At 61.1% G+C, this 22,925-nt stretch carries 18 protein-coding genes and 6 pseudogenes; 10 read left to right on the top strand and 14 right to left on the bottom strand.

What is annotated here, in order from left to right; all coding sequences use genetic code 11:
- Positions 1 to 249: pseudogene (locus G6N73_RS19400) on the bottom strand (NADP-dependent malic enzyme); the annotation flags it as partial.
- A 419-nt stretch (positions 250 to 668) separates the two neighbouring features.
- Positions 669 to 871, bottom strand: a pseudogene (locus G6N73_RS19405) (transposase); the annotation flags it as partial.
- Positions 872 to 951: 80 nt separating this feature from the next.
- Here G6N73_RS19405 and G6N73_RS37020 point away from each other — a divergent pair.
- Positions 952 to 1,220: pseudogene (locus tag G6N73_RS37020) on the top strand (IS110 family transposase); the annotation flags it as partial.
- Positions 1,221 to 1,323: 103 nt separating this feature from the next.
- Here the strand turns inward: G6N73_RS37020 and fabG are convergent.
- On the bottom strand, positions 1,324 to 2,061 hold the full coding sequence (fabG, locus tag G6N73_RS19410) for a 3-oxoacyl-[acyl-carrier-protein] reductase (RefSeq protein ID WP_165030554.1): 738 nt from the start codon (positions 2,059 to 2,061) through the stop codon (positions 1,324 to 1,326).
- Positions 2,062 to 2,240: 179 nt separating this feature from the next.
- Between fabG and G6N73_RS38625 the strand changes: the two are divergent.
- Positions 2,241 to 2,398: pseudogene (locus G6N73_RS38625) on the top strand (LysR family transcriptional regulator); the annotation flags it as partial.
- Here the strand turns inward: G6N73_RS38625 and G6N73_RS19415 are convergent.
- The 4 genes from G6N73_RS19415 to G6N73_RS19430 all read right to left on the bottom strand — a co-directional run bounded on the left by G6N73_RS19415 (position 2,385) and on the right by G6N73_RS19430 (position 4,785).
- Positions 2,385 to 3,593 carry a beta-ketoacyl-[acyl-carrier-protein] synthase family protein gene (locus tag G6N73_RS19415; RefSeq protein ID WP_165030557.1) on the bottom strand — a complete coding sequence of 403 codons (1,209 nt, stop codon included), beginning with the start codon at positions 3,591 to 3,593 and terminating at the stop codon, positions 2,385 to 2,387. The pseudogene G6N73_RS38625 and the gene G6N73_RS19415 overlap by 14 nt on opposite strands.
- 1 nt (position 3,594) lies before the next feature.
- Positions 3,595 to 3,876, bottom strand: a complete 282-nt coding sequence (locus tag G6N73_RS19420) for an acyl carrier protein (protein ID WP_165030559.1) — start codon at positions 3,874 to 3,876, stop codon at positions 3,595 to 3,597.
- Positions 3,877 to 3,988: 112 nt separating this feature from the next.
- A complete protein-coding gene (locus tag G6N73_RS19425; protein WP_165030561.1) occupies positions 3,989 to 4,198 on the bottom strand; it encodes a polysaccharide deacetylase family protein in 210 nt (69 codons plus the stop codon).
- The gene (locus G6N73_RS19430) at positions 4,195 to 4,785 is read right to left on the bottom strand and encodes a NodA family N-acyltransferase (protein ID WP_165030563.1); all 591 of its coding nucleotides are present in this window, start codon (positions 4,783 to 4,785) and stop codon (positions 4,195 to 4,197) included. The genes G6N73_RS19425 and G6N73_RS19430 overlap by 4 nt, the downstream gene beginning before the upstream one ends.
- Positions 4,786 to 4,945: 160 nt before the next feature.
- Between G6N73_RS19430 and G6N73_RS19435 the strand changes: the two genes are divergently transcribed.
- The gene (locus tag G6N73_RS19435) at positions 4,946 to 5,890 is read left to right on the top strand and encodes a LysR family transcriptional regulator (RefSeq protein ID WP_165030565.1); all 945 of its coding nucleotides are present in this window, start codon (positions 4,946 to 4,948) and stop codon (positions 5,888 to 5,890) included.
- Here the strand turns inward: G6N73_RS19435 and G6N73_RS19440 are convergent.
- The 4 genes and pseudogenes from G6N73_RS19440 to G6N73_RS19455 all read right to left on the bottom strand — a co-directional run bounded on the left by G6N73_RS19440 (position 5,850) and on the right by G6N73_RS19455 (position 10,685).
- Positions 5,850 to 6,710 (bottom strand): TIM barrel protein, encoded by an 861-nt coding sequence (locus tag G6N73_RS19440; RefSeq protein WP_165030567.1) that lies wholly within the window; start codon positions 6,708 to 6,710, stop codon positions 5,850 to 5,852. The two genes, G6N73_RS19435 and G6N73_RS19440, sit on opposite strands and share 41 nt — an antisense overlap.
- 168 nt (positions 6,711 to 6,878) lie before the next feature.
- Positions 6,879 to 7,168, bottom strand: a pseudogene (locus G6N73_RS19445) (LacI family transcriptional regulator); the annotation flags it as partial.
- Between the two features lie 248 nt (positions 7,169 to 7,416).
- On the bottom strand, positions 7,417 to 8,796 hold the full coding sequence (locus tag G6N73_RS19450) for a sigma-54-dependent transcriptional regulator (RefSeq protein ID WP_165030569.1): 1,380 nt from the start codon (positions 8,794 to 8,796) through the stop codon (positions 7,417 to 7,419).
- Positions 8,793 to 10,685, bottom strand: coding sequence for a sensor histidine kinase (locus tag G6N73_RS19455; RefSeq protein WP_425484117.1), 1,893 nt, complete (start codon positions 10,683 to 10,685; stop codon positions 8,793 to 8,795). Before G6N73_RS19455 ends, G6N73_RS19450 begins: the two co-directional genes overlap by 4 nt.
- A gap of 228 nt (positions 10,686 to 10,913) precedes the next feature.
- Between G6N73_RS19455 and G6N73_RS19460 the strand changes: the two genes are divergently transcribed.
- The 7 genes and pseudogenes from G6N73_RS19460 (at position 10,914) to G6N73_RS19480 (ending at position 17,705) form a co-directional block, all read left to right on the top strand.
- Positions 10,914 to 12,395 carry a dicarboxylate/amino acid:cation symporter gene (locus tag G6N73_RS19460; RefSeq protein WP_165030571.1) on the top strand — a complete coding sequence of 494 codons (1,482 nt, stop codon included), beginning with the start codon at positions 10,914 to 10,916 and terminating at the stop codon, positions 12,393 to 12,395.
- A 192-nt stretch (positions 12,396 to 12,587) separates the two neighbouring features.
- Positions 12,588 to 12,797: a hypothetical protein gene (locus G6N73_RS19465; protein WP_343044675.1), complete on the top strand. Its 210-nt coding sequence runs from the start codon at positions 12,588 to 12,590 to the stop codon at positions 12,795 to 12,797.
- A gap of 19 nt (positions 12,798 to 12,816) precedes the next feature.
- On the top strand, positions 12,817 to 12,906 hold the full coding sequence (locus G6N73_RS38320) for a hypothetical protein (protein WP_343044678.1): 90 nt from the start codon (positions 12,817 to 12,819) through the stop codon (positions 12,904 to 12,906).
- A 195-nt stretch (positions 12,907 to 13,101) separates the two neighbouring features.
- The gene (locus G6N73_RS37995; RefSeq protein ID WP_281352914.1) at positions 13,102 to 13,236 is read left to right on the top strand and encodes a hypothetical protein; all 135 of its coding nucleotides are present in this window, start codon (positions 13,102 to 13,104) and stop codon (positions 13,234 to 13,236) included.
- Between the two features lie 227 nt (positions 13,237 to 13,463).
- Entirely contained in the window at positions 13,464 to 14,495 is a 1,032-nt protein-coding gene (locus G6N73_RS19470) for a LacI family DNA-binding transcriptional regulator (RefSeq protein WP_165030573.1), read from the top strand.
- Between the two features lie 164 nt (positions 14,496 to 14,659).
- A pseudogene (nifA, locus tag G6N73_RS19475) lies at positions 14,660 to 16,340 on the top strand (nif-specific transcriptional activator NifA).
- An 801-nt stretch (positions 16,341 to 17,141) separates the two neighbouring features.
- Positions 17,142 to 17,705, top strand: a complete 564-nt coding sequence (locus G6N73_RS19480) for a sugar O-acetyltransferase (RefSeq protein WP_165030575.1) — start codon at positions 17,142 to 17,144, stop codon at positions 17,703 to 17,705.
- A 451-nt stretch (positions 17,706 to 18,156) separates the two neighbouring features.
- Here G6N73_RS19480 and G6N73_RS19485 read toward each other — a convergent pair whose 3' ends face one another.
- From G6N73_RS19485 to G6N73_RS19495, 3 genes are all read right to left on the bottom strand, one after another.
- On the bottom strand, positions 18,157 to 20,070 hold the full coding sequence (locus G6N73_RS19485) for an ABC transporter ATP-binding protein (protein WP_165030577.1): 1,914 nt from the start codon (positions 20,068 to 20,070) through the stop codon (positions 18,157 to 18,159).
- Positions 20,070 to 21,938 carry an ABC transporter transmembrane domain-containing protein gene (locus G6N73_RS19490; RefSeq protein ID WP_165030579.1) on the bottom strand — a complete coding sequence of 623 codons (1,869 nt, stop codon included), beginning with the start codon at positions 21,936 to 21,938 and terminating at the stop codon, positions 20,070 to 20,072. The genes G6N73_RS19485 and G6N73_RS19490 overlap by 1 nt, the downstream gene beginning before the upstream one ends.
- A gap of 63 nt (positions 21,939 to 22,001) precedes the next feature.
- Positions 22,002 to 22,907: an SIR2 family NAD-dependent protein deacylase gene (locus G6N73_RS19495; RefSeq protein ID WP_165030581.1), complete on the bottom strand. Its 906-nt coding sequence runs from the start codon at positions 22,905 to 22,907 to the stop codon at positions 22,002 to 22,004.
- Positions 22,908 to 22,925 lie beyond the last annotated feature (18 nt).

Below are 22,925 nucleotides of genomic sequence, written 5' to 3' on the forward strand. Positions count from 1 at the left end.
CGCAGAACCGTTGGAGATCACCGCCACGAGATTGGCCCGCGAAGTATAGTCGGCGGCCGTCGCCGGATCGTCCTTTATTGCGAGGCAGGGGGCGGCGACGCCCGGCGAATAAGCGAGCGCCAGGTCGCGCTGGTTTCCCAGCGGCTTCGTCGCCTGGATCTCCAGCTTGCCGGGAGTCGGGTGTTTGTGGAAATAGAGCGCCGCCTCGTCGAGATCGGAGTGGCCGGATTCGGTCTTGTTGGTCTCCATTCGGCACTCCCTCGCTTGTTCGTCGTGTCGGCCTCCTTAACACGTGTCGGCTGAATTTCGAGGGTTCCGATAGGCGTTGGGGGATTCTTGGGAGGCGATATTGGCTTCGGCCGGTTGCGCTGGCGATGCAGTCGACCGTCGGCTTCTGCCATTATTTAAAGAGCGTGGCGCTTTGCGCGCATGCAGCCGAGAAAGGCGTCGATATTCTTCTCGAATATGGAAGAGTGGACCTTGGCAACGATCGGGGCCACATCTGGGCTTCGGATCGAGTGCCAGCTCCGGTGCGAAAATCCGAACTTTCTTGATCCCATTCTTCCCAAGGGCGTACCGGCAAACGCCGGCAGTGATCCGTCGTGATGAAGGCGGGGTTTGCGGGTTGAGGTCAGCGGGTTTGTTTCGGGACGTCTGCGCCCCATTGTTTATGTCGCGAGTTGCGGGATGCGACTGAGGACAATGCGCAGGATGCGCTGGTCCGGGCAGGATGTCGGCAGGTGCAGGCGGATTTGGGTTTTCATCTCGATCACGCGCGCGGCGATCTTGATGAGGTGAGTCGCAGCGTGTCGAATTGGGCGACTGCAAAGCTCGAGCGTTTCGGCATCGCGGCGCGCAGGCCCCACATGAGATCCTATCGTGAGGTGGATAGCGACTGTGTTCTGGCGGAATGAGGCCGGCTGGTCGCTTGAGAGAATCTCACACTGGAGCATGCCCGTTGCCGCGAACCACCCCGAAGCGCCGACCGCTATTCGCACCGATCTTGGCGCAATCTGCGTGGCGTGGGAACTGAGTCGCTCGATATAGCTGATCACCGCGCTTCGCCGGGCGGCGAGAAAATCGGAGCATACGGTGGCGGCCGGCGATGTCGCCGGAATGCTGGCACGCTTTGCCGAGCTCAACAGGAAGGCGCTGGCACGCACCGGGCGGTGTTTTCCTAGCTCGTGATCCAGGAGGCCGGGCTCGACGGCTTCTGGATCGCAAGCCATTCTGACAAGGTTACGGATTTGTGGCGAAATATCTGAAGTCGCCCGAACCGAATCTCTCAGAGTCGTGTAGTGTGAACCCTCATGAATTTTCAGGCTAAATCATTGCCATGCCGCCATTCACATGAATGGTCTGGCCGGTGATGTAGGCAGCCTCGTTCGAGGCCAGGTAGACCACAGCCGAGGCGACCTCGGCGCCAGTGCCCATGCGCTTGGCCGGAATGGCGGCCATGATCGCTTCTTTCTGCTTTTCGTTCAGCTTTTCGGTCATGGCCGATTCGATAAAGCCCGGCGCCACGCAGTTCACCGTCACACCGCGCGTCGCGATCTCCTGCGCCAGCGACTTCGACATGCCGATCATGCCGGCCTTTGAGGCGCAGTAGTTCGCCTGGCCGGGATTGCCTGTAACGCCGACCACGGAGGTGATGTTGATGATGCGGCCGTTGCGGCGGCGCATCATCGGATGGGTCAGTTCACGGGTGAGCCGGAACACCGCCGTCAAATTGACTTCCAGCACCGCGTCCCAGTCCGCGTCCGACATGCGGACAAAAAGCCCGTCCTTGGTGATGCCGGCATTGTTGACCAATATGTCGACGCCTTCGAGATCGGCTTCGGCCTTTGCGCCGAGCGCCTTGACCTCGTCGCGATTCGAAAAATGCGCCGGAAACAGCTTCACTCGCTCGCCAAGTTCGGCGGCCAGCGCCTCAAGCTTTTCGACACGCGTGCCGTGCAGGCCGACGGTTGCGCCCTGCGCGTGCAGCGCCCGCGCCACGGCCTCGCCGATACCACCGCTTGCCCCGGTGACGAGCGCCTTGCGGCCGGTCAGATCGAACATTGTTATCGATTCCTTTCTAAGGACCGGCTTCACACGGAAACGGTCACTGGCGGCCCTGCGCCTTCCAGACATTGTCGGGTACAACTTTAGACAGACCATCGAGCCGAACCCGAAGGGTCTCGCTTAACTTTACTGGTAGCGGTACGTCCACGCCGCTTCAACAGTTGAGAATTTTGCAAAAAACGAGGCCCCGGCTCGTCGAGCTTCCGCTGCCACTTGGCGCATTCACCGAGGCCGGTCCTAAAGGAACGTCCTTCACAATCGTGATCCGGCAAGCATCTGGATACGAGAGACAATGTTGCAGGAGGCATCTCGCATGGCTTCTACACCTGCCTGAATGCCAGAACTGCGTTCATGCCGCCCATGGCGAAGGCGTTGCTCAGTGCCACGCGCACCTTGCGCTCGCGCGGCACATTGGGCGTGACGTCGAGATCGCAATCGGGGTCTGGCTCGCGATAATTGGCGGTCGGCGGCACGACGCCCTCCTGGATCGCCATCACGCAGGCGATCATTTCAAGCGCGCTCGCTGCGCCGAGGCAATGCGCGTGCATGGACTTGGTGGACGAGACAGACATCGAATAGGCATAGTCTGTGAAGACGCGCTTGATCGCCGCCGTCTCGGCCTGATCGTTGGCCTTGGTGCCGGTGCCGTGCGCGTTGAGGTAGTCCACGTCCTCGGCATTCAGCCCGGCATCGGCAAGGCAAGCGCGCATCGCGGCCTCCGGCCCCTCGATAGACGGCGCGACGACGTGGAAGGCATCGCCGGAAAGGCCGATGCCCACGATCTCGGCAAGCATTGTGGCGCCGCGCGCCGCGGCATGCTCATAGCTTTCCAGCACGGCCATGCCCGCACCCTCGCCTAGCACGACTCCCTTCCTGTCGGCGGAGAAGGGCCGGCAAGTATCGGGAGCGAGTGCGCGCATTGCTTCCCATGCCTTCAGCATAACCCATACGAGTGGCGCTTCGCTACCTCCGGCAAGCATCACGTCGGCCCGGCCTAGCCTAATCTGATCCACCGCCGAAGCGATCGCATGGTTGCCCGACGCGCATGCGGAGGCGATGCCAAAGACTGGGCCGCGCAGGCCGAGGCTCATGCTGACCTGACTGGCAGCGGCGCTTGGCAACCCCCTTGGTGCAGAGAAGATGCCAGCACGCTTCGCGCCTTCCAAAAGGAGGGAGCGGTAGGTTTCTTCGACCGTTCCCCAGCCCCAGCCGCAGACGCCCACTGTCGCGCCGAAGCGATAGGGATTTCCATCATCGCAGGAAAGTCCGGCGTGCTGCATGGCTTCGCGCGCTGCAAGCACAGCGAGCAAGCTGAAGCGGTCCATGGAGACGAGCTGCTTGCGGTCGATGTCGTGCTCGGGCAGCTCCTTGATCTCGGTGCCGACTGTGCCCTTCAGATCATGCAGTTCGGAAGTGACCATCGGGCCGATGGCGGAGCGGCCTTCGCGCATCTGTTTCCAGATAGAGGCGGCGTTGGTGCCTAGCCCGCAAAGCCCGCCAATCCCAGTAATGACGACTCGCCTGTCCATGTCAGGCCTCCTTGGCGAGCAAGCCGCGGACGGCTTCCACCACGTCGCCGACATTCTTGAGATTCGACCAGGCGTCGGCCGAGTTCATGTCGATCTCGATGCCGTGGGCCTGCTCCACGTCCCAGAGGATATCTGCCAGACCCAGCGAATCGACTCCGAGCGAGGTCAGTTCCGTGGCAGTCGTTATTTCGCCGACGAGGGATGCAGTCGTTCCCTCGCCGCTCTCCGATTCGATGCGGTTCTTGATCGTGGCAATGACTTGCGTTGCGAGTTGATCAGCCATTTTGTTCCTTTCCATGATAATGGGTTTCGATGGACGCGGCGCCATCCCTCCGCCAGCCCCATCGCGAAAATTGCCCCTCACCAAGCGTATGCGACTCACCAAGACCAACTGCTTATGGAGACCGGATGAGTTCGGGCTGGTCTGCGGCGTAGGCACCGACGACGAAGAACGTCGCCGGCACCCGATGTGCCCCAGCACATCGAGGCTCCTGCGGTGTGCACAGTGGATTGGGACCGTCGTCGAGCGTCAAATGGACGCTGCGATCTTCGGTGCCGTCAGCGCAGGCACTCGGCACTTCGCACATGTAGTCCAGATGTTTCATAGCTCCGGACCGTTCCGATCAATCAGGGTGCCGGACGGCCACTCGCTCATCGAGCGTCCAATCGGCACAACCACGACGAGCACGTCCTCAACGCGCGTGGGCGGCAGGTCGAGACACACATCTGCAAGGGTGGACCGTACGCGAACCCCCGACACAAGGGTCGCCAGGCCGTCTCTGCAGAACCTCTCAAGATGGTTCCGCAGCGCATGCCGAACCGTGCCGAAAGCGAATGGAACCCCAAGCTGCCGCAGAACTGGAGACGCAACGCGCATTGAATGACCGATTCCGAGTCCCTCAAGATCCGGACGCACCCCGTACAACCCCAGTTCGGCCACTAACAGATCGACCTCGTCAACTTTGATGAAGCGGCGCAATATGCCGATATGAGCCGCTACGCCGTGCGCGTCGTGGGCAATTGCGCGGAGTTCCGGCCGCGCGCCGGCCCAGCTACGGCCGCCTTCGAATGGCTTTGCGTTGAAGGCCCCAGTCGGTCCATAAGTGTTTTGGAAGAAGTCGGAGAGTTCGAAGTGGTCGGCCAGCTGCAACTCATTTTCCCAGCACAACTTCCAGCGCACGTCTGAGCTCATGGAAAGATTTCTCCTTTCGGGCTCTTTTCACGCATTCGTCACGCGATAGAGGCAGCGGTGATCGGTGCGTGTCAGGTGCTGTCGTCAATGCAGGGTTCCGCAAGATTGATAAAATCGTTTGTTTCGATGAAATGCATCCACACTATGGATAGGTGAAGACATGCGTTTCAAAGGGCTTGATCTAAATCTCCTCGTCGTGCTCGACGCACTGCTGACCGAGCGCAATCTCACGGCGGCGGCACGCAGCATCAACCTAAGTCAGCCGGCCATGAGTGCGGCCGTCGCCCGGCTGCGTGACTATTTCCACGATGAACTGTTTACGATGAGCGGCCGCGAACGTATTCTGACACCGCGTGCAGAGGCACTCGCCCCCGCAGTTCGCGACGCACTCTTGCGCATCCAGGGCTCGATTATTTCTTGGGATCCGTTTAACCCAGCTCAATCCGACCGACGCTTCAGGATCATTCTTTCCGACTTCATCACGCTCGTGTTTTTTGAAAAGGTCGTGGAGCGTGTTGCACGGGAAGCGCCCGCCGTCAGCTTCGAATTGCTGCCTCTCGACGACGACCCCGATGAGCTTCTCCGGCGTGGTGACGTCGACTTTCTAATTCTACCGGATCTGTTCATGTCGAGCGCGCATCCAAGAGTGGCGCTGTTCAACGAGACGCTCGTGTGCGTGGGCTGTCCCACGAACAAGCAACTGTCACGGCAGCTTACGTTCGAGAGGTACATGTCGATGAGGCACGTTGCGGCCAGGTTCGGGCGTACGGGGAAGCCCTCCATCGAAGAATGGTTTTTGCTTGAGCATGGTCTTAAGAGACGTGTCGAGGTCGTCGTGCAGGCCTTTAGTATGATCCCGCCTATAGTGTCAGGCACCACTCGTATAGCGACCATGCCCTTGCGGCTGGTCAAGCATTTCGAAAATTCGTTCCCCCTGCAAATCATCGAACTTCCGCTGCCACTTCCCGCATTCACCGAGGCCGTCCAATGGCCGGCCCTTCACAACAGTGATCCGGCAAGCATCTGGATGCGGGAGATAATGTTGCAGGAGGCGTCCCGCATCGCTACTCCAGACAAGACCCCGGGACGTCGCACGCGCTCCTAGATCTATTCAGCGCCTCACTCGGCTCACGCGTCATTAGCCCGCGGATGAAATCGATGCTGGCGGCAAGTGCGCCTGCGAGGTCGTCCGGCACGTGCACTTCCTCGGTTAGTTCGAACGAGAAGGGACCTGAATAGCCGCCATCAAGCAGCGCCCGGATCTGGCTGCCATTGTCGGAACCTACCAGTACGCGACCCGGGTAAATCCAGAATGTCGGATCGTTCACGCCTGAAATGTGCACGAGACCAGTCAGCTCGCAGAAGAAGAACGTCTCCCCGGCGAGCGTGTGGTGGAACGTGTCGTGCACGAGGCGGAAGACGGACTGGCCATCGACCGCGGCAATGGCCTCAGCCGCTTCCTTCTTCGATCGAAGCGAGCAAGTGTGGAAGCCCAGCGGCTTGATGAGACCGATCAGGCCGCGGGGCTCGAGGATCGGCTTGAGCCACTTCAAGGCGACGCGGAGATCGCCCTGGCGCTCGCCATTGGCGGGCCACGAGCCGTCGTTGACCGGCACCAGCACGAGCGTCTTCGCGCCGCAGGCTGCCGCATAGTCGGCGAGTTTGTTCGCCTCGGCCTCGCGGGCGGGAGTCCACTCATTGAAGCGCTGCAAGGTGTTGACGGAGATGATCGTGACGCCCGCTTCGTCGGCGGCAGACCGGACGTCCGCCGCCGGCACACCGCGTGTAACAGCATTGCTGCCGAGATGGTTGCGGATGTCGACGTCTCTCAGGCCCAGGTCGCGGGCAAGCGCGAAAAATGCCCTGACGTCAAGTCGGGGCGCTGCCATCTGGTCGAGTGCAAAGCGGGGCGTTGCTTGGCGCATGGCTTGGCTTTCCTTCCATGAAGCGCGGCCGCCGCCGTGGGCCAACTGGCTTCTTCCAGGCCGCAACCGCACGTTGATTCACGAGACCGGAATGAGGGAGGAGAGTCAATCGAGCTTTCTTTCATTTGCGAAGGGAAACTCGGCGCTTATGATAGACTTCCATCAGGTTCATATATTTTCCGGCAGATGGATGTCGAACGGCAAAACGTCTGCCCCGGCGACTCCGCGGTGCCGGTCTTGATGGCCCGGGCCAGCAGCATCAGCTCCCGGCAAAGCCGGCGCAGTGGCGTGGCGAGCGCCATCGTGATGATGTCATTTGCGAGCGGCGCCCGCGACTCCGGCGTGATTTCATTCACGATCGCCACGAGATCCTGACCTTTGCCCTCCTCGCGGAGCGCCGAGATGGCGCCTTCCATGCCCCCGCCGGCCACATAGAAGCCGACGAGCTCAGGGTGCCGAGATCCAGCGTGGTCTCGTAAGGACCGGCCGACCTTGCCTCCCCTCGCGGGACGGGCGCAACCGGTTTTGCCCATTCCACGCGGAGCGCCGGCCGCTCGATCGCCCGATCATCATCTCAACGGGGCATTTGAAAGCACGGGCCATCCAAGCATAGCGCACCGGCTGTTCTTCAATCGGTTGAGGCCTTCCCTGCCGATACAATACCCATAGCGCGGTCATCGTCGCAGCCTTTCCGCGATAGGTGAGGTCAAGAAGGCTTTGAACATTCGCGATTTTTTCGGTAATCGGCCGAGTCTATCCCGTGGCGTTTCAGCTTATCGTAGAAGGTCTTGCGGGGAACTCCCAGGACTTCGATCGTCCGCCTCACGTCGCCGCCGCATTCCTGCAAGGCGTCGCGGATGACGGTCGCCTCATAAAGGCTGACCTTTTCGGACAAGGGCAGGTTTGATACCGCTTCGTCCTTTCGACCGGGTGCCATGGGCGTGCCTACGCCTTCAAGTCCCAAGGCAACGCGATCGGCGAAATGCACGAGTTCACGGACATTGCCGGGCCAGTCGTGGCTCGTGAGGCGATCGCGCACGGCGGCGCTCATGTCCGGAGCTGGCCTGCCGAAGCGTTTGGAGGCACGCTCCAGGAAATGCCCAAAAAGGATCGGGATATCTTCGCGCCGTTCGCGAAGCGGCGGGATGCGGAGCGTCACGACATTCAGCCGGAAATAGAGGTCTTCCCGGAAATCTCCGCGAGCGGCCGGATCGCCGAGATCGGCTTTCGTAGCCGACACGACACGAAGGTCGATGCTGCGGGTTTGGTTGGTGCCGAGTGGCGTGATCTGCCGGGTCTCAAGCACCCTCAGAAGCTTCACCTGCAGTGCAGGCGGCATCGACTCGATTTCGTCGAGGAAGAGCGTCCCGCCGTTCGAGTGCTCGATGCGGCCGATCCTGCGCCTCTGCGCGCCTGTAAAGGCGCCTACCTCGTGGCCGAAAAGTTCGCTTTCGATGACGCTTTCGGGCAGCGCTCCACAATTCAGGGCAACGAAGGGCCTCGCGCGTCGTTTGCTCCAGCGGTGAAGCAGATCCGCGACCACCTCCTTGCCCGTGCCCGTCTCGCCCTCCACGAGGACGTCCACATCGGTATCGGCGATCTGGCGAAGCGTTTCGCGCAACTGGCTCATGGCCGGTGCCTCGCCGATGAGCGGAATATCGCCCACGGATCGGGCGACCGCATCCCTAAGACGTCTGTTTTCCAGGACCAGATGCCGTTTTTCCGAAGCGCGATGCAGTGTCGCTAAAAGCCGGTCGGTCGCATATGGTTTCGAGATGAAATCGTAGGCGCCATCCTTGATGGCGGCAACGGCCAGCTCGACGTCGCCATGCCCGGTGATCAGGATAACCGGAATGTCCGCGTCTATCGCCTTCACTCGCTCGAAGAGCTGAAGGCCGTTCATCCCGGGCATGCGGATGTCGCTCACAACGGGGCCATCGAAGTTCTCGTCGATTCTGGCGAGCGCGGCCTCGGCCGAACCGAAGACGCTCGGTGAGAAGGAGGCAAGCTTCAGCATCTGCGTGGCTGCGCGCAGCAGATCCTCATCGTCGTCAATAAAGATGACCGGCCCTTTTTCAGCACTCATGCCGCGCGCCTCAGCTCGACCGTGAAGGAAGCCCCTTTCCGGTGGCCGGCATCATCAAGCCGCAACGAGCCGCCGAGCTCACGTGCGATCTCTTCCGAAATGACCAGGCCAAGACCGAGGCCCTTTTCCTTGCTGGTGATGAACGGCATGAAGAGGCTCCTGCGAATGTCGGGGGCAAGGCCGGGGCCGTTGTCCCGAACGGAAATCGCGACCATTTCCCTGTTCTCGGCGAGCGCGATCTCGACCCGGGGCTCCGGTTCGTCCTTCAGGGCGTCAAGCGCGTTCTGGAGGAGGTTGACGAGGATCTGCTCCAGTCGTATGCGGCTCGCCATGACCATTGGAGACGGGTCGATTCGCTTTCGTTCGATCGTCACCCCGGAATCTCGAATTCGGCCTGAAAGAAGCGACAGGGCGCCATCAATCGCGTCTTCTGCTGGTATCGGTCCCATCGATCCGCTCGCGCGGCGGGAGAAGGACCTTAGCGTTTCGGTGATCGTCCCGATCCTGCCGGTCATGGCGACGATCGAGCTCAAATTCCCGGCGGTGTCTTGCGATCGGCCGCTCCGAAGAAGATGCGCGGCATTTTCGGCATAGGTGCGGATCGCGGCCACCGGCTGGTTGATCTCGTGGGCGACCCCGGCCGCGATCTGTCCGAGGATCGACAGGCGGTTCGCCTGGGCGAGTTCATCGCGCAAGCGGCGCACTCTTGCCTCAGCGTTCTCGCGCTCGGCGATCTCACCGGCGAGCGCTTCGTTCGAGCGCTGGAGCTCCGCCGTGCGCAGCTTGACGCGATGCTCCAGTTCCGCATTCATGAACACAAGCGCTTCTTGCCGCTGCCGGATCGCCCGCCGCCGTCGAACAGTGACGAAAGCGACGAATCCAACGAGAACGAGGGCAAGCAGCGTCGTCACGCGGGCTGTCATGGCCGCCGAGGAGATCTCGGCGTCAGCGGGAATGAGCAACGACAGGCGCCAGCCCGGAACTGCTTTGCCCAGATCCTGCGAAACCTCAACGAAACCGGCTGATCGACTCGCAGGACTTGCGGTGACCAGGTTGCCGCCGCGGCGGGAAAGCGGCACCGGCTCGAAAGTCGCGCCCGGTAGCTGTAGACGATTGCGGGCGGTTTCCGCCTCCTCTTCGGAAAGCAGTGAGAGAGCGCCAAAACGCCATTGGGGCACGCTCGTCGCAAGGACAACGCCGCGCTCATCGGTCGTGAAGACGACGAAGCCGCTCTCCAGCCAGCTCGATTCGACCCGGTCCAGTTCCACCTTCACCACGACCACACCGAGCGGCCCCTCCGGCCCATCGACCCGGCTCGACAGGTAGAGCCCAGGCCGCGCGCTAACCGTGCCGAGCGCATATTGCATAGCCGTGCCATTCGCCATCGCCTCGGTGAAGTAGTGACGAAATCGATAATTGCTGCCGACGAAACTGGTCGGCTCGCCGGCGTTGCTCGCGGCAACCGTTATGCCCTCAGGATTGATGACGTAGATCATAGAAGAGCCGGCGTCGCGCCCGATGGCGCGAAGCTTGTCATCGAGCGCGGCTTCGGTGGCAGTGCTCGGACTGCGAAGCATCTCCTGAACCGCACCGTCGCGTGCCAGGACCAGCGGAATCACTCTCTGCTTCTCGACGTCCCCTTTCAAACTGTCGGCTGCAAGCGGGAGCGCGGCAAGAGCACGGTCGCGTAAGGCATACTCCGCTCTGGTGCCGGCGATGCGGCCCGTTGCAAAGACGACAAGACCGAGAGCTGCACCAAGCAGTGCAAGCAAAACCGCAAGCCAGAGAGATCGACCGACCGCCGATCTGCCAGGGAAGACCAATGGGGCGCGCTGGAAGGTGCCCTTGCCAGTCTTGTCTTCTGCCATCGCATTCTTCAGATCGACCATTGACGAACCATAGTGCGGGGTTCCGCCAGAAGGGAAGGCGATCAGTGCGGAAAACCACACAATCTTGCTGCCCAAGCTTCGAAAACACCTGAGACCGAGGCGATTCCCTCGTTTTTTGTTTTGGCACGGCTCTTGCGACCAGCCTCGCAGCAGCGTTCGACCGGAGCGCAGCGACGGGAGAAGCCCAGGGAGGAAGAGCCCGCCCGATCCGGTCAGGGAGAGAGATACATGTTGAACCCACAAGCTCACAGCGCAAACATTGCGCCTCGCAAACCCCTTTATACCCAGCTTTACGTGCAGGTGCTTGCCGCAATCACCCTCGGCATCGCACTCGGTCATTTCTATCCCGAAATCGGCGAGAGCCTGAAGCCGCTCGGCGATGCCTTCATCAAGCTCGTCAAGATGATCATCGCGCCCGTTATCTTTCTGACCGTGGCGACTGGCATTGCCGGCATGAACGATCTCCAGAAGGTCGGCCGGGTTGCCGGCAAGGCGATGGTCTATTTCGTCACCTTCTCGACGCTCGCGCTTATCGTCGGCCTCATCGTCGCCAATGTCGTTCAGCCCGGTGCCGGCCTCAACATCGATCCGGCCTCGCTCGACGTCCAGGCCGTGAATACCTATGCCGCAAAGGCCCACGAGCAGTCCGTGACCGGCTTCCTGATGAACATCATCCCGTCAACGATTGTCGGCGCCTTCGCCGACGGCGACATCCTGCAGGTCCTGTGCTTCTCGGTTCTGTTCGGCATCGCGCTGGCGATGGTCGGAGAGACGGGCAAGCCGGTCACTTGCTTTCTCCAGGCGCTTACCGCCCCCATTTTCAAGCTGGTCAGCATCCTGATGAAGGCCGCGCCGATCGGCGCTTTCGGCGCAATGGCCTTCACGATCGGCAAATACGGCATCGGTTCTGTGGTCAACCTCGCGATGCTGGTCGCGACCTTCTATCTCACTGCCTTCCTCTTCGTGTTCGGGGTTCTCGGCGCGGTCTGCCGTTACAACGGCTTCTCGATCTTTTCTCTCCTTCGATACATCAAGGAAGAGCTGCTGCTTGTCCTCGGAACGTCCTCTTCGGAGGCGGCGCTGCCCTCTCTCATGGAGAAAATGGAGAAGGCCGGCGCCAAGCGTTCGGTCGTGGGTCTCGTCGTTCCAACCGGATATTCCTTCAATCTGGACGGCACTAATATCTACATGACCCTCGCGGCCCTCTTCATCGCGCAGGCGACGAATACGGATCTTTCGATTAGTGATCAGGTCCTCCTGCTGCTCGTCGCGATGCTTTCCTCGAAGGGTGCAGCAGGTGTCACAGGTGCCGGCTTCATCACGCTGGCCGCTACGCTCTCCGTAGTTCCGACTGTTCCCGTCGCTGGCATGGCTCTGATCCTTGGCATCGACCGCTTCATGTCGGAATGCCGGGCGCTGACGAATTTCGTCGGTAACGCGGTGGCATCGCTCGTCGTCGCCCGCTGGGAAGGCGAGTTGGACCAAGCGCAGTTGGAAGCCGCCTTCGGCGGCCATCAGCCTGCCGAGACATTAATCGGCCAACCACCGATCGCGCGCCCCGCCGAGTCAGGTCGCAGCATCGCGCCTGATAAGTCGCCGGGTTGCTCACAAGCACCAAACAATCGACCAGCAGGGCTCGAACAGCGCTTCGCGGGGCCGATGAAATCAGAAGCGCTAAATTCGGGGAGTGCAAAAGTATGGGCGCCCTAAACAAAAACGTACGGAGATCGACACGCCCGGTCACGCCTGGAGTGCTGTTCGTCAAATGCGCTTTCGATTTGGGAGCTCCGAATGATTTAGTGCTGGTAGCACCGGCTCGACTATCCCCAGCTGCCCGCCAGCCAGGAGGCAGCGAGCCTTCGACCCAAGCTCATCCACCACGTATCGAGAGGAGCAGCAGCAATGCCGCAGATCGGCACATTCACCCGCCAAGAGGACGGCTTCTTCGACAACATCCGCGCACTGTCGCTCGACGCCAAGCTGGTCATCCTGCCGGCCAGGGGAGCGGGCATCGGGAATGCGCCGGGCGCGTCTTCTGTGACGCCGCCGAAGTCGGCGCGGCGGGGGATCGCACCGGGGAGAAGGCGGGCGTCTATGGGTTGTCATCGATGATCCGAGCTTCACGCAGCCGATCCGCGCGAGCTTGTTCGGGTCCGATGCCGAAGACGGCGTGTGGACCCTGCATTGGAGCAGGCCTTCGGACCGCGACGAGAGGGCGTGAAGCAAACAATCAACCAGGCGTTCGGCAGGATGCGGACCTGCAGACATTGCATCCATTCCACACCCGGGAGGCCGTCAAATGGCGGATGGGCCACGCTTTCGAGGACGTGCTTTCGTCCGGCCAGGTCAGCTTGCCGAATCACGAAGCTCAATGCCGGCTTGGCGAAGGGAAGTACCGCGAAGGATGGAGTCTGCCATGCGTTATCCTGAGCATAATGCCCGCCGCTCGACCGCTTACCGCCCGATGGACTTGAGAACTGTCCTTGACGCCGTGCTGCTTGCGCTGTCGATCGGTTTTTTAGCGGGCTTCCTTTTCGGGATGATTGGCTGAATCGCAGGCGATCAGCCCTCGCGATGGCTGTGGTCGCCGTAAGGAGGCTACGACGTCACCGGCAACCCCGATAGCGTCTCGTCGGTCGAGTGTCACCCGCTTGAAGGTGTCGGCGAGCACTTCCCAGGCCGCCGCCGGATTGCGGGAGAAGCAAGCCGCGGGCGCAGGCGGCATTGACGAAGGGCAGAATTCTGCATTCCCTCATGACATTTTATCAGAATTGGACCATGGCCAAGCGCCCCACAATTGCCGATCTCGCCCGAGAAGCCCGAGTCAGCGTCGCTACCGTCGATCGGGTTCTGAACGCCCGCCATCCGGTGCGGGAGGAGACTGCGCGACGCGTCTACGAGGCCGCCCACGCCATCGGGTATCATGCTGCCGGTCTCATCAAGCAGCGCTGGCAGCGTGATCTGCCGCAATATCGGCTGGGCTTCATATTGAGAAAACCCGCCCAGCATTTCTACCAAGACTTCGCGCGCGAGGTCGAAGCGGCGGTCCGTTTGGCCCAGTCTTTCCACGGCATTCCACGCATCGAATTTGCATCGTCGCATGTGCCGGGGGATGTGATCGCGCTCCTCAAGGACCTTGGCGGACGCTGCCAAGCGATCGCCATGGTGGCGCCAGACCACCCGAACATCACGGCAGCGGTCGAGGAGCTCAAGGCGAAAGGCATTCCGGTTTTCTCGCTGCTCTCCGACTTCGCCGCCGGCGTGCGCGAGGGCTATATCGGCCTCAACAACCGCAAGGTCGGGCGGACGGCCGCTTGGATGTTTTCCAATGTCGCAAAACGGCCCGGCAAGGTGGCGGTCTTCGTCGGCAGCCACCGCTTCCAGGGGCACGAGCTCCGCGAAACCGGCTTTCGCTCCTATTTGCGTGAGAACGCGCCGAGTTTCGAGGTGCTCGATACGCTCGTGAACCTCGAGAAACGGCAGATCACTTACGAGACAACGCTGGATCTCATGCAGCGGCACCCTGATCTCGTCGGCTTCTATGTGGCCGGCGGGGGCATGGAAGGCGCCATCTCGGCGCTCCGCGAGGAGGGCAAAGGTCAGGATCTCGTGGCGATCGTGAATGAAATCACGCCGGAGTCGCGGGCGGCGCTCGCAGATGACACCATCACGATGGCGCTCGCCACGCCACTGCGCCGGCTTTGCCAGGAGCTGATGACGCTGATGGCCCGGGCGATCAAGACCGGCACCGCGGAGACGCCGGGGCAGACGTTTTTGCCGTTCGACATCCATCTGCCGGAAAATATATGAACCTGATGGAAGTCTATCATAGGCGCCGGCTTTCCCTTCGCAAATGAAAGAATGCTCGATTGACTCCCGCCCCTCATTCCGGTCTCGTTGAATCAACGTGCGGTTGCGGCCTGGAAGAAGCCAGTTGGCCCAGAACAACGGTCGCGCCTCGTGGAAGGAAAGCCATGCGCCAGGCATCCCCCTGCTTTGCACTTGACCACATCGCGGCGCTCCGACTTGACGTCAGGGCATTTTTCTTCAGGCTCGAAGGCACGTTGGCCAACGTGGCCGATCTCCTGCGATCGTTTGTGCAGTTGCGGCCCGGCATCATCTCTCTCTTCGATGGTGATGGCGTCGGCTGGCGCGAAGGCAGCGATGAGCGCTACCGGTCGCGCTTGCCGCAGAATTCAATCGACCAGATTGCGACGACGCACACGCCGCTCGTCGCCGAGAACTTGGCGGTGCATTCGGTCTTCAGTGCCGCCGACATGGACGCGCGCGGGGTCTGCGACACCATACGAGTGTCGTTCATCGGCGTTCCCATTCGCGTCGATGCGAACGTCGTGGGCACGCTGACCATCGACCGCGTCCTGGACAATGAGGTTCCGGCTCGATTACCACGTCCGGCTGCTTACCATGACCGCCAACCTGGTGGGGCAGACAGTAAGGCTGCATCTTTTATTCGCGCGCAATCGCGAGCGACCGATGGCGGATAAGGACCAGCTGCAAAAGCCATTCTCCGAGCGCAAGCACCCCGCGCAGGAAAATAAGAAGGTTCACGTCAAGGCCATTATTGGCGACAGCCCGGCGTTGCGCGGACTGCTCGAGAAGGTCGCGGTCGTAGCCAAGTCGAACTGCACGGTTCTGTTGCGGGGCGAATCCGGTACCGGGAAGGAGCTGGTCGCCAAGACCGTTCACGAGCTGTCGCTGCGCGCCAAGCGGCCCTTCATCACGCTCAATTGCGCGGCGCTCCCTGAGACAGTCCTTGAATCCGAATTGTTCGGCCATGAGAAGGGTGCCTTCACCAGCGCGTTCAATTCGCGCAAGGGGCGCTTTGAGCTCGCCGACAAGGGGACGTTGTTTCTGGACGAGATCGGCGAGATTTCAGCCTCGTTCCAGGCAAAGCTACTGCGTGTGTTGCAGGAGCAGGAGTTTGAGCGCGTCGGCAGCAACCAGACCATCAAGGTAAATGTTCGCGTGATTGCCGCTACGAACAAGAATCTCGAAGAGGCGGTTGCGAGGAACGAGTTCCGCGCCGACTTGTATTACCGCATCTGCGTGGTTCCCTTGCGGGTGCCGCCGTTGCGCGAAAGGCGCAGTGATATTCCGCTCCTCGCCGCTGAGTTTCTCAGGAATATAAACAACGAGGACGGCCGTACGCTGACCTTCGATGCCAGTGCGATTGAGGTACTGATGAACTGTGGTTTTCCCGGCAACATTCGCGAGCTCGAAAATTGCGTGCACCGGACAGCGATCCTTGCGCCGGGACCATCAATCGTCCGAAGCGACTTTGCCTGCTCCCAGGGCCAGTGCTTTTCCGCGGTACTGTGGAAGAGCGGATCGGGCACGATGCCGCTGCAATCGGGGCCGATCGTGGCGGTGCCAGTAAAGCCGGCCACGCCGCCGGCTGAGGCCGCTACTTCGTCCGCCGTTGCGGTCCCGCCTGTCGTCAGCGAGCAGGCACCGCTGGCACCCGCCTGCGCAGCCCCCTCGAATGGTGCGAACATGACCGATCGCGAGCGCCTCATCGCGGCCATGGAAAGATGTGGCTGGGTGCAGGCAAAGGCGGCGCGCCTGCTTGGACTGACGCCGCGCCAGATCGGCTACATGCTGAGGAAATACGGCATCGAGATCAAGCGCCTCTGAAAAAGAGGACTGATGCCAATAGCTGGGACAAATCAAGCGTTGGTGGTTTGGCGAGTCTTGGCCGATCCGCTGCGTGCGTTCGAAGAGATCTGTATGCTGGACCAATTGAGCGGCGGCCGGCTCGAACTGGTATAGGGCGCGGCTCTCGCGAACTTGGTTACTTCGGGATTGGTGCGGACGCGGCGCCAGGCAGCTATGCGCAAGCCAGCGAATCATTATCCATGCGGTGAAAACGGCACGCTCTCCTATCAAGGCCGCAATTTTGAGCCAAACGAGTTCCTTTGATGCTAAGACGCTTATCAGCGTCCGTATCCGCCGACATGGATCGCCACCAATCGACCCGAGTCGGCAGGCTGGATCGCTGCGAATGGAGCAAAATCGCGGGCTGGGACCTTCCTCTTGTTGGCGCAATCTATGCCTTCCGCGCCTGTCGAGAGCACAACACTGACGCGGACGACCAGGCGCAATTTCTTGGATCGCTCCGAATGGTCGTGGTTGGGCGTTCTGAACACATGCGTATTCGCTCGCGACACCTGCTTTCGAACAATTCACAAGAGCATTCAATTCCTCTACGACCTCATTGCCATCCCGACTCCACCAACCCTTTCGCTGACCTTCGAAGCAGCAATCGAGGTGAATTGTACGTAGCAGGAACGGCAGCTTCTGTGCGACAAGCCCTGCTTGATCAGCTGGAGAGGGCAGGTGCCAACTCCGGGACGGCGAAAGCAAGATACCAAGCTCCCCAAAGCATTCCAGCATACACTCCAACATCCCCATGCCGAGACGATCTGACGAGGAACCATGATACGCAGTCAAAAAGAGAAGATGCTCGCAGGCGAGCCGTACAATGCGGCGGATCCGGAGATCCAAGCTGACTTGCTGGCCGCCGGCGCTTGGCTGAAGCGCTACAATGACACATTGGGCCAAACCGCCGAGCAGTGGCATGCGCTCCTGTCCGAGCGGCTAGGAGACGTTGGGCCCGGAGCGGTCATCCGTCCGCCCTTCTACTGCGATTACGGCTTCAACATCCGCCTCGGAGCACACGTCTACCTTAATTTCAACTGCGTCATCCTTGACGTGGTAGAGGTGACGATTGGCCAAGGAACGGCAATTGGGCCTGCCGTGCAGATCTACACCGCAGATCATCCGCATGATCCCGAGCAGCGGCAGACTGGGCTGCAGTTCGGGCGTCCTGTCCGCATTGGCAGCCGTGTCTGGATCGGCGGTGGAGCAATCATTCTCCCGGGCGTCACGATTGGCGATGATGCGGTCGTGGGCGCTGGCAGCGTGGTCACTCGAGATGTTCCCGCAGGGGTAAAGGTCGTGGGAAGTCCGGCTCGGGTGCAAGCGATTCAAAGTCGTTGAGCTTGGGAGTGATGCCGGCCGCCGAACTATGCCGAATGGCGGTGAAAGCAACCTGCCATTTTACGCGCACTTGCGGCCGGTTGGGCGGGTGCCGCTCCGCACAATTGGATAAGCACTTCCATTGCAGGCCTTGGTCGAGGCCGCGATGACCAGGAGTGCTCTTCCTGGTCCGGTGGAGCCGGGGAGGCCGCCTCCCGACAACGGCGTCTTGAAGTGTCGCCCCACAATCGGCTTGCTGACGCAGGAAATCACGCAGGAAATCAGTCCTCCGCTATTGCGGGGCACGAATAAATCGTCGTGTCGGCATTGTAACGTTAACTCGGCTTACATGATGGTGTGCGAACCGAGGCTGTGACCCGAGCCGTTCGTGATCCACATTATCATCGCCACACGAAGCGCTCACGATCAACGTCCGTCAGCACGCCTGAAAGAAGACAAGGCCGGCGAGACATCAGGTCTGGGAGACGGCTTGTACGGTCGTATCGGGTTCCCTGTCGGGGATATCGTCGAACGAGGCGTAGTTGAGGTGGTAGAGCTTGGAGTAAAGTCCGCCCGCCGCCATTAGCTGGTCGTGGTTGCCGGTCTCGATCACCTGGCCGTTTTGAAGAACGATGATGCGGTCAGCGCCTCGGATGGTAGCGAGACGGTGGGCGATGACAAGCCCGGTGCGGCCCTCAAGGAGTTTGATCAGGGCCTTTTGGATCAGCGTTTCCGTGTAGCTGTCGATGTTGGCGGTGGCCTCGTCGAGGACGAGGATCTTGGCGTCGGCGACGAGAGCACGGGCGAAACTGATAAGCTGGCGTTGACCGAGAGAAAGGTTGCCGCCGCGTTCGCCGAGTTGGGCTTCATACCCGTCGGCAAGGCTCATGATGAAGTCGTGGGCGCCGACCGCCTTGGCGGCCTCGATCACCTTGTCGCGCGTGGCGTCCGTCTTGTGGTAGCGAATGTTCTCGAAGACCGTCCCGGTGAACAGGAACGGCTCCTGCAGCACCATCGCGACTTGGCGGCCGAGCGATTCCTGGGTGAGATCGCGCACATCATGTCCGCCGACCAGCACTTGGCCCTGCTGAACATCATAGAAGCGGTGGACGAGGGCCATCGCGCTCGATTTTCCAGAACCGGTTGGCCCGACCAACGCGACCGTCTCGCCGGGATTGACCCGGAAGGAGACATTTTGCAGCACCGGATGGTTGGGATTGTAGCCGAAGGTGACGTTCCTGAACTCGACCGAGCCGTCCATTTCGGGCGAAAGCGCCGTGGCCTCCGATTTGTCCTGGACATCGATCTTGACGTCGAGCACATCGGTCAGGCGCTTGCCGGAGGCCATGGCGCGCTGCATGATCGAATATTGCAGGGTGAGCGAGCGGATCGGATCAAAGAAGCGCTGGATGTAGAAAAGGTAGGCGACCAGCACGCCCACATCGATGCGGCCATCCATGACCATGGAGCCGCCGGCGACGATGACGACGGCCATGGCGAGGCCGGTTAGGTCATCGACGATCGGCACCATGACCTGTGCATATTTGGCAGCGATCAGGTGAGTCCTGAGATTGGCATGAGCCTTGTCGTCATAGAGAATGAAATTCACCTGCTGGCGGTCCATGGACTGGACGGTGCGCACGCCGTGAATGGCTTCGGCCAGCGCGCCGTTGGCGACCGAATTGGTCTCGTGTGCAGCCATGAAGGCGTCGCGGGCACGCGGCAGCCAGACGATGCGGACGACGAACAGGACCGGCAGGACCGAGAGCGTCAGGAGGCCGAGGCGGAAGTCGAGCCACAGCATCACGAAAACGATGCCGAAGAGAAGCGCAATATCCCCTATGGAAAATAATGAGCTTTCGAGAAATTCCTGCATGGAATTGACGTCGCCTTGCAGGCGGGACATCAGGCGTCCGACCTCGGTCTTGTCCATGAAGGAGAGCGAAACCTTCTGCAGGTGGCCGAACATGGCGCGGCGGATGTCGAAGAGGACATTCTCGGCCATTTTCCCCACCACCGTTTCCTGTGTGTAGCCGGCGGCGAAATTGATCAAAATCGCGAGAAGGAACGCGCCGGCGGCCGCAAGCAGGGCGGAGCGATCGATGCCTCCCGGAGTCATGCCGTGGTCGATCGCGTAGCGGATGATCAGCGGGATGAGAAGCTGCGTGCCGGTAAAGATCAGCAATGCGGCAACCGAGATGACCACCATGGCCCGGTAGGGACGCACGAAGGCCCAGATGCGCCCGATGATGTTCTTGTCGAAAGCCCGGCCGAACATCTCCTCCTCGATACGGTGCGAGCCGACGACCGCGCGCGGAGGGCGTCTGCCGTCGTCACGCACTTCATTGCGTTCGCTTTCGAGTTCGCCGGCGTGCCCCTGGGCCATCAACGTGCGCACCCATACGCGATCACGATGTCATCACCCGGGCGCACCTGGAGATCGTAAAGGGCCTTGTAGCGGCCTCGCTTCGCCAAAAGCTCTCGATGGGTGCCGCGTTCGACGATCTCGCCGTTGTCGACGAAAAGGATCTGATCGGCGTGCATGAGGGAATTCAGTCGGTGGGCGATGACGATCGTCACCCGATCGTTGGCGAAACGCCGCACCGCCGCGCGGATGCGCTGCTCGGTGGCGGCATCGATCGCGGCGGTTGAGTCGTCGAAAACGACGATCGACGGGAGCAGCATCATGGTGCGAGCAATCGTGAGACGCTGGCGCTGGCCGCCCGAGAGAGAGACGCCGCGTTCGCCCACGACCGTCTCGTAGCCTGCTGGCAGGCCGAGGATGTAGTTGTGCAGCTGGGCGGATTCGCTGGCGCGCTCGATCCGCTGTTCCTTCGCCCAGGGATCGCCATAAGCGATGTTGTTCTCGATCGTGGTGGTGAACAGGAATGCATCCTGCTGTGCGACCGCAACCGCCTTGCGAAGCGTCGCGAGGGTGACTTTGCGGATGTCCTGCCCATCAAGCGTGATGGCGCCCCCCGTGACGTCGTAAAAGCGGGGGATCAGGTGAGCCATTGTCGATTTGCCCGAACCCGGCGGACCGACGATCGCGATTGTCTCGCCCCTACGGGCCTCAAAGTTGATATTCTTCAGGATCGCGCGGTTTCCACTGCCAGGATATGCAAATGAGACATTGTCGAAGCGCAAAGTGCCTTCGCTGATCTCGAGGGGTCTGGCGTCGGGAGCATCCCTGATCGTGATATCCTGGTCGAGGAGACTGAAGAGACGCGAACCGCAAGTGGAAGCGCGAGCGAAGGCATTGACCATCAGCCCGATCTGGCGGACGGGCATTTGCAGGATCGTCATGAAGGTCAGGAACTTCGCGAGCGTCCCGACGCCGATCTCGCCGGCGATGATCTTGTTGCCACCGATCCAGAGGACCAATCCCATGGCGAAAAAGAAGGACAAGGTCATCGCCGACGTGTTGGGCACGTAGATGTCAACGCGGTCGTGGGCGAGGTCGAGCGCGCTCTTTGAGGCGCGGTCGAACTTCAGCATTTCATAAGCCTGCGCCGCAAAAGCCCGGACGACGCGGGTGCCTCCGAGATTTTCCTCCATCACGCGGCTTAAGACCGAAAGCCGCTCCTGCAGGCCGAGCCAGGTGACGCGCAGCCTAAGCTGCGTGACCGACGAGCGCCAGGCGACGAAAGGCACGAAGCTCAGTGCGACGAGGCCGAGCGCCGGGTCGGTGGAGATCATCACGTAGGCGCCGATCGCGATCAGCATGGTGAGCATGAGCGCGCGAACCAGGGCGGTGGAAAAAAACATCCGCACGCCTTCGACATCGAGCATGCCGATGGTGATCAGATCGCCTGAATGCACCCGGTCGTGAAAGGAAAAGCTGAGACGCTGGATCTTCTCGTAACAAGCGAGCCGCAGTTCGTACGCGACGTGATGCCCGACCGCTTCGGCAAAATAGTTCTGCGCCATCGTAAAAAGGCCGCGTAGCGCGCTGACGGCGAGCAGCAGGAGAGCCAAACTCCAGAGCGCCTGTTCTGCCGCGGCGCCCGTGACACCGCCCCCGATGGCTGTCTGGCTCTGGTCGACGGCGCGGCCGAGAAGCTGGGGAATGAGCAACTGGAGGATTACCGCTACGAGCGTCGAGCCGATGGCGAAGGCGACCTGCCACGGGTGCCGCAAGTTCATGCGCGTAATGCGCAGCAGCGTGCTCAGGCCGCGGCCCCAACCGGCCGCTTCCACATGCGTGAACGAATTCAGAGGCTTCGTCGCGCTGCCAGTAGCTTCACTGCTCACGGGTGTGTTCCAAACTGAATGTTGCGCCCTCCGGACGCCCCACCATCAAAGGCGCCCGACATGCTAATCCTGGCCATCATCTGCAGCAGTGCCTTCTCCGACAAGCCGGTCCGCGGCTTCACCTAACGGCACGTCGATGACCGTGATTGCGCTCGATGCAAGGAAACGGGCTTCGTTTTTGGTTAGTGTTGCTGCGTCGATGACCGCAAAATGTGGACCTTTGGAGCGCTTCATGATCTGCCAGGCGTAGGTGCGCAGCATCTGATCATTGAAGCGGCAGCCGACGAAGAAAAGGCCACGGCTGATGCGCCGTTCCTTCACCACGTCAGGGATCGGCGTCTGGATATCGATTTCGGTTAGGACTTCGACATAGTCTGAATCCGCGACGAGGAAATTTACGGCCGGCCTAATGCTGCCGTGAGGCGAATACAGAACCGTCTTCGCCGTTGATCCGGGTTCGAGTTCTCTCCCGGACAAGTCGTAGGTTTTGGTCCAGATGTTACCGATTTCGTTCGCCCGCGTGACGCCTTGTATCTCGACGGCGTCCGTTCGGCCGGCCTTTGCAAGGGCCGCACGCATCGCGCCGTCGTACCAGCTGTCGATGATGAGGGAGAGCGGCAGCGCTGCGATCCAGGCGTGGAGGACGGTCGGCTCCGCCGCCGCTGCGAATATCTCGGCCATCCACGCTTGAAGTGTGCGGCGATGCCGGCGCTGTTCGATGAACTGCGCGACCGACCACATATTGGTGCGAATCTTGGAAGGGGCTGGCGCCCTCGCGTTGAGCGCCGCGGCGACGGCTTCCGGGGTGCACGGTACAGGCGGTTCCGCGGAGCTGAGCCGGAGCAGACCTGGACCGAGATACGGGATCACCTTGTCGGCCGCGAGCGCTGCGTTGAGCAGGTCAAGCAGCTCTTTGGCAAAACTGCCCCGGATGACGACGAGGTGGCGCGAGGTCAGGATCGTGTTCATGCTCGCTTCCTCTCGCCG

Origin of the sequence: Allomesorhizobium camelthorni (assembly GCF_011045125.1) — a bacterium.
Classification (GTDB): domain Bacteria; phylum Pseudomonadota; class Alphaproteobacteria; order Rhizobiales; family Rhizobiaceae; genus Allomesorhizobium; species Allomesorhizobium camelthorni.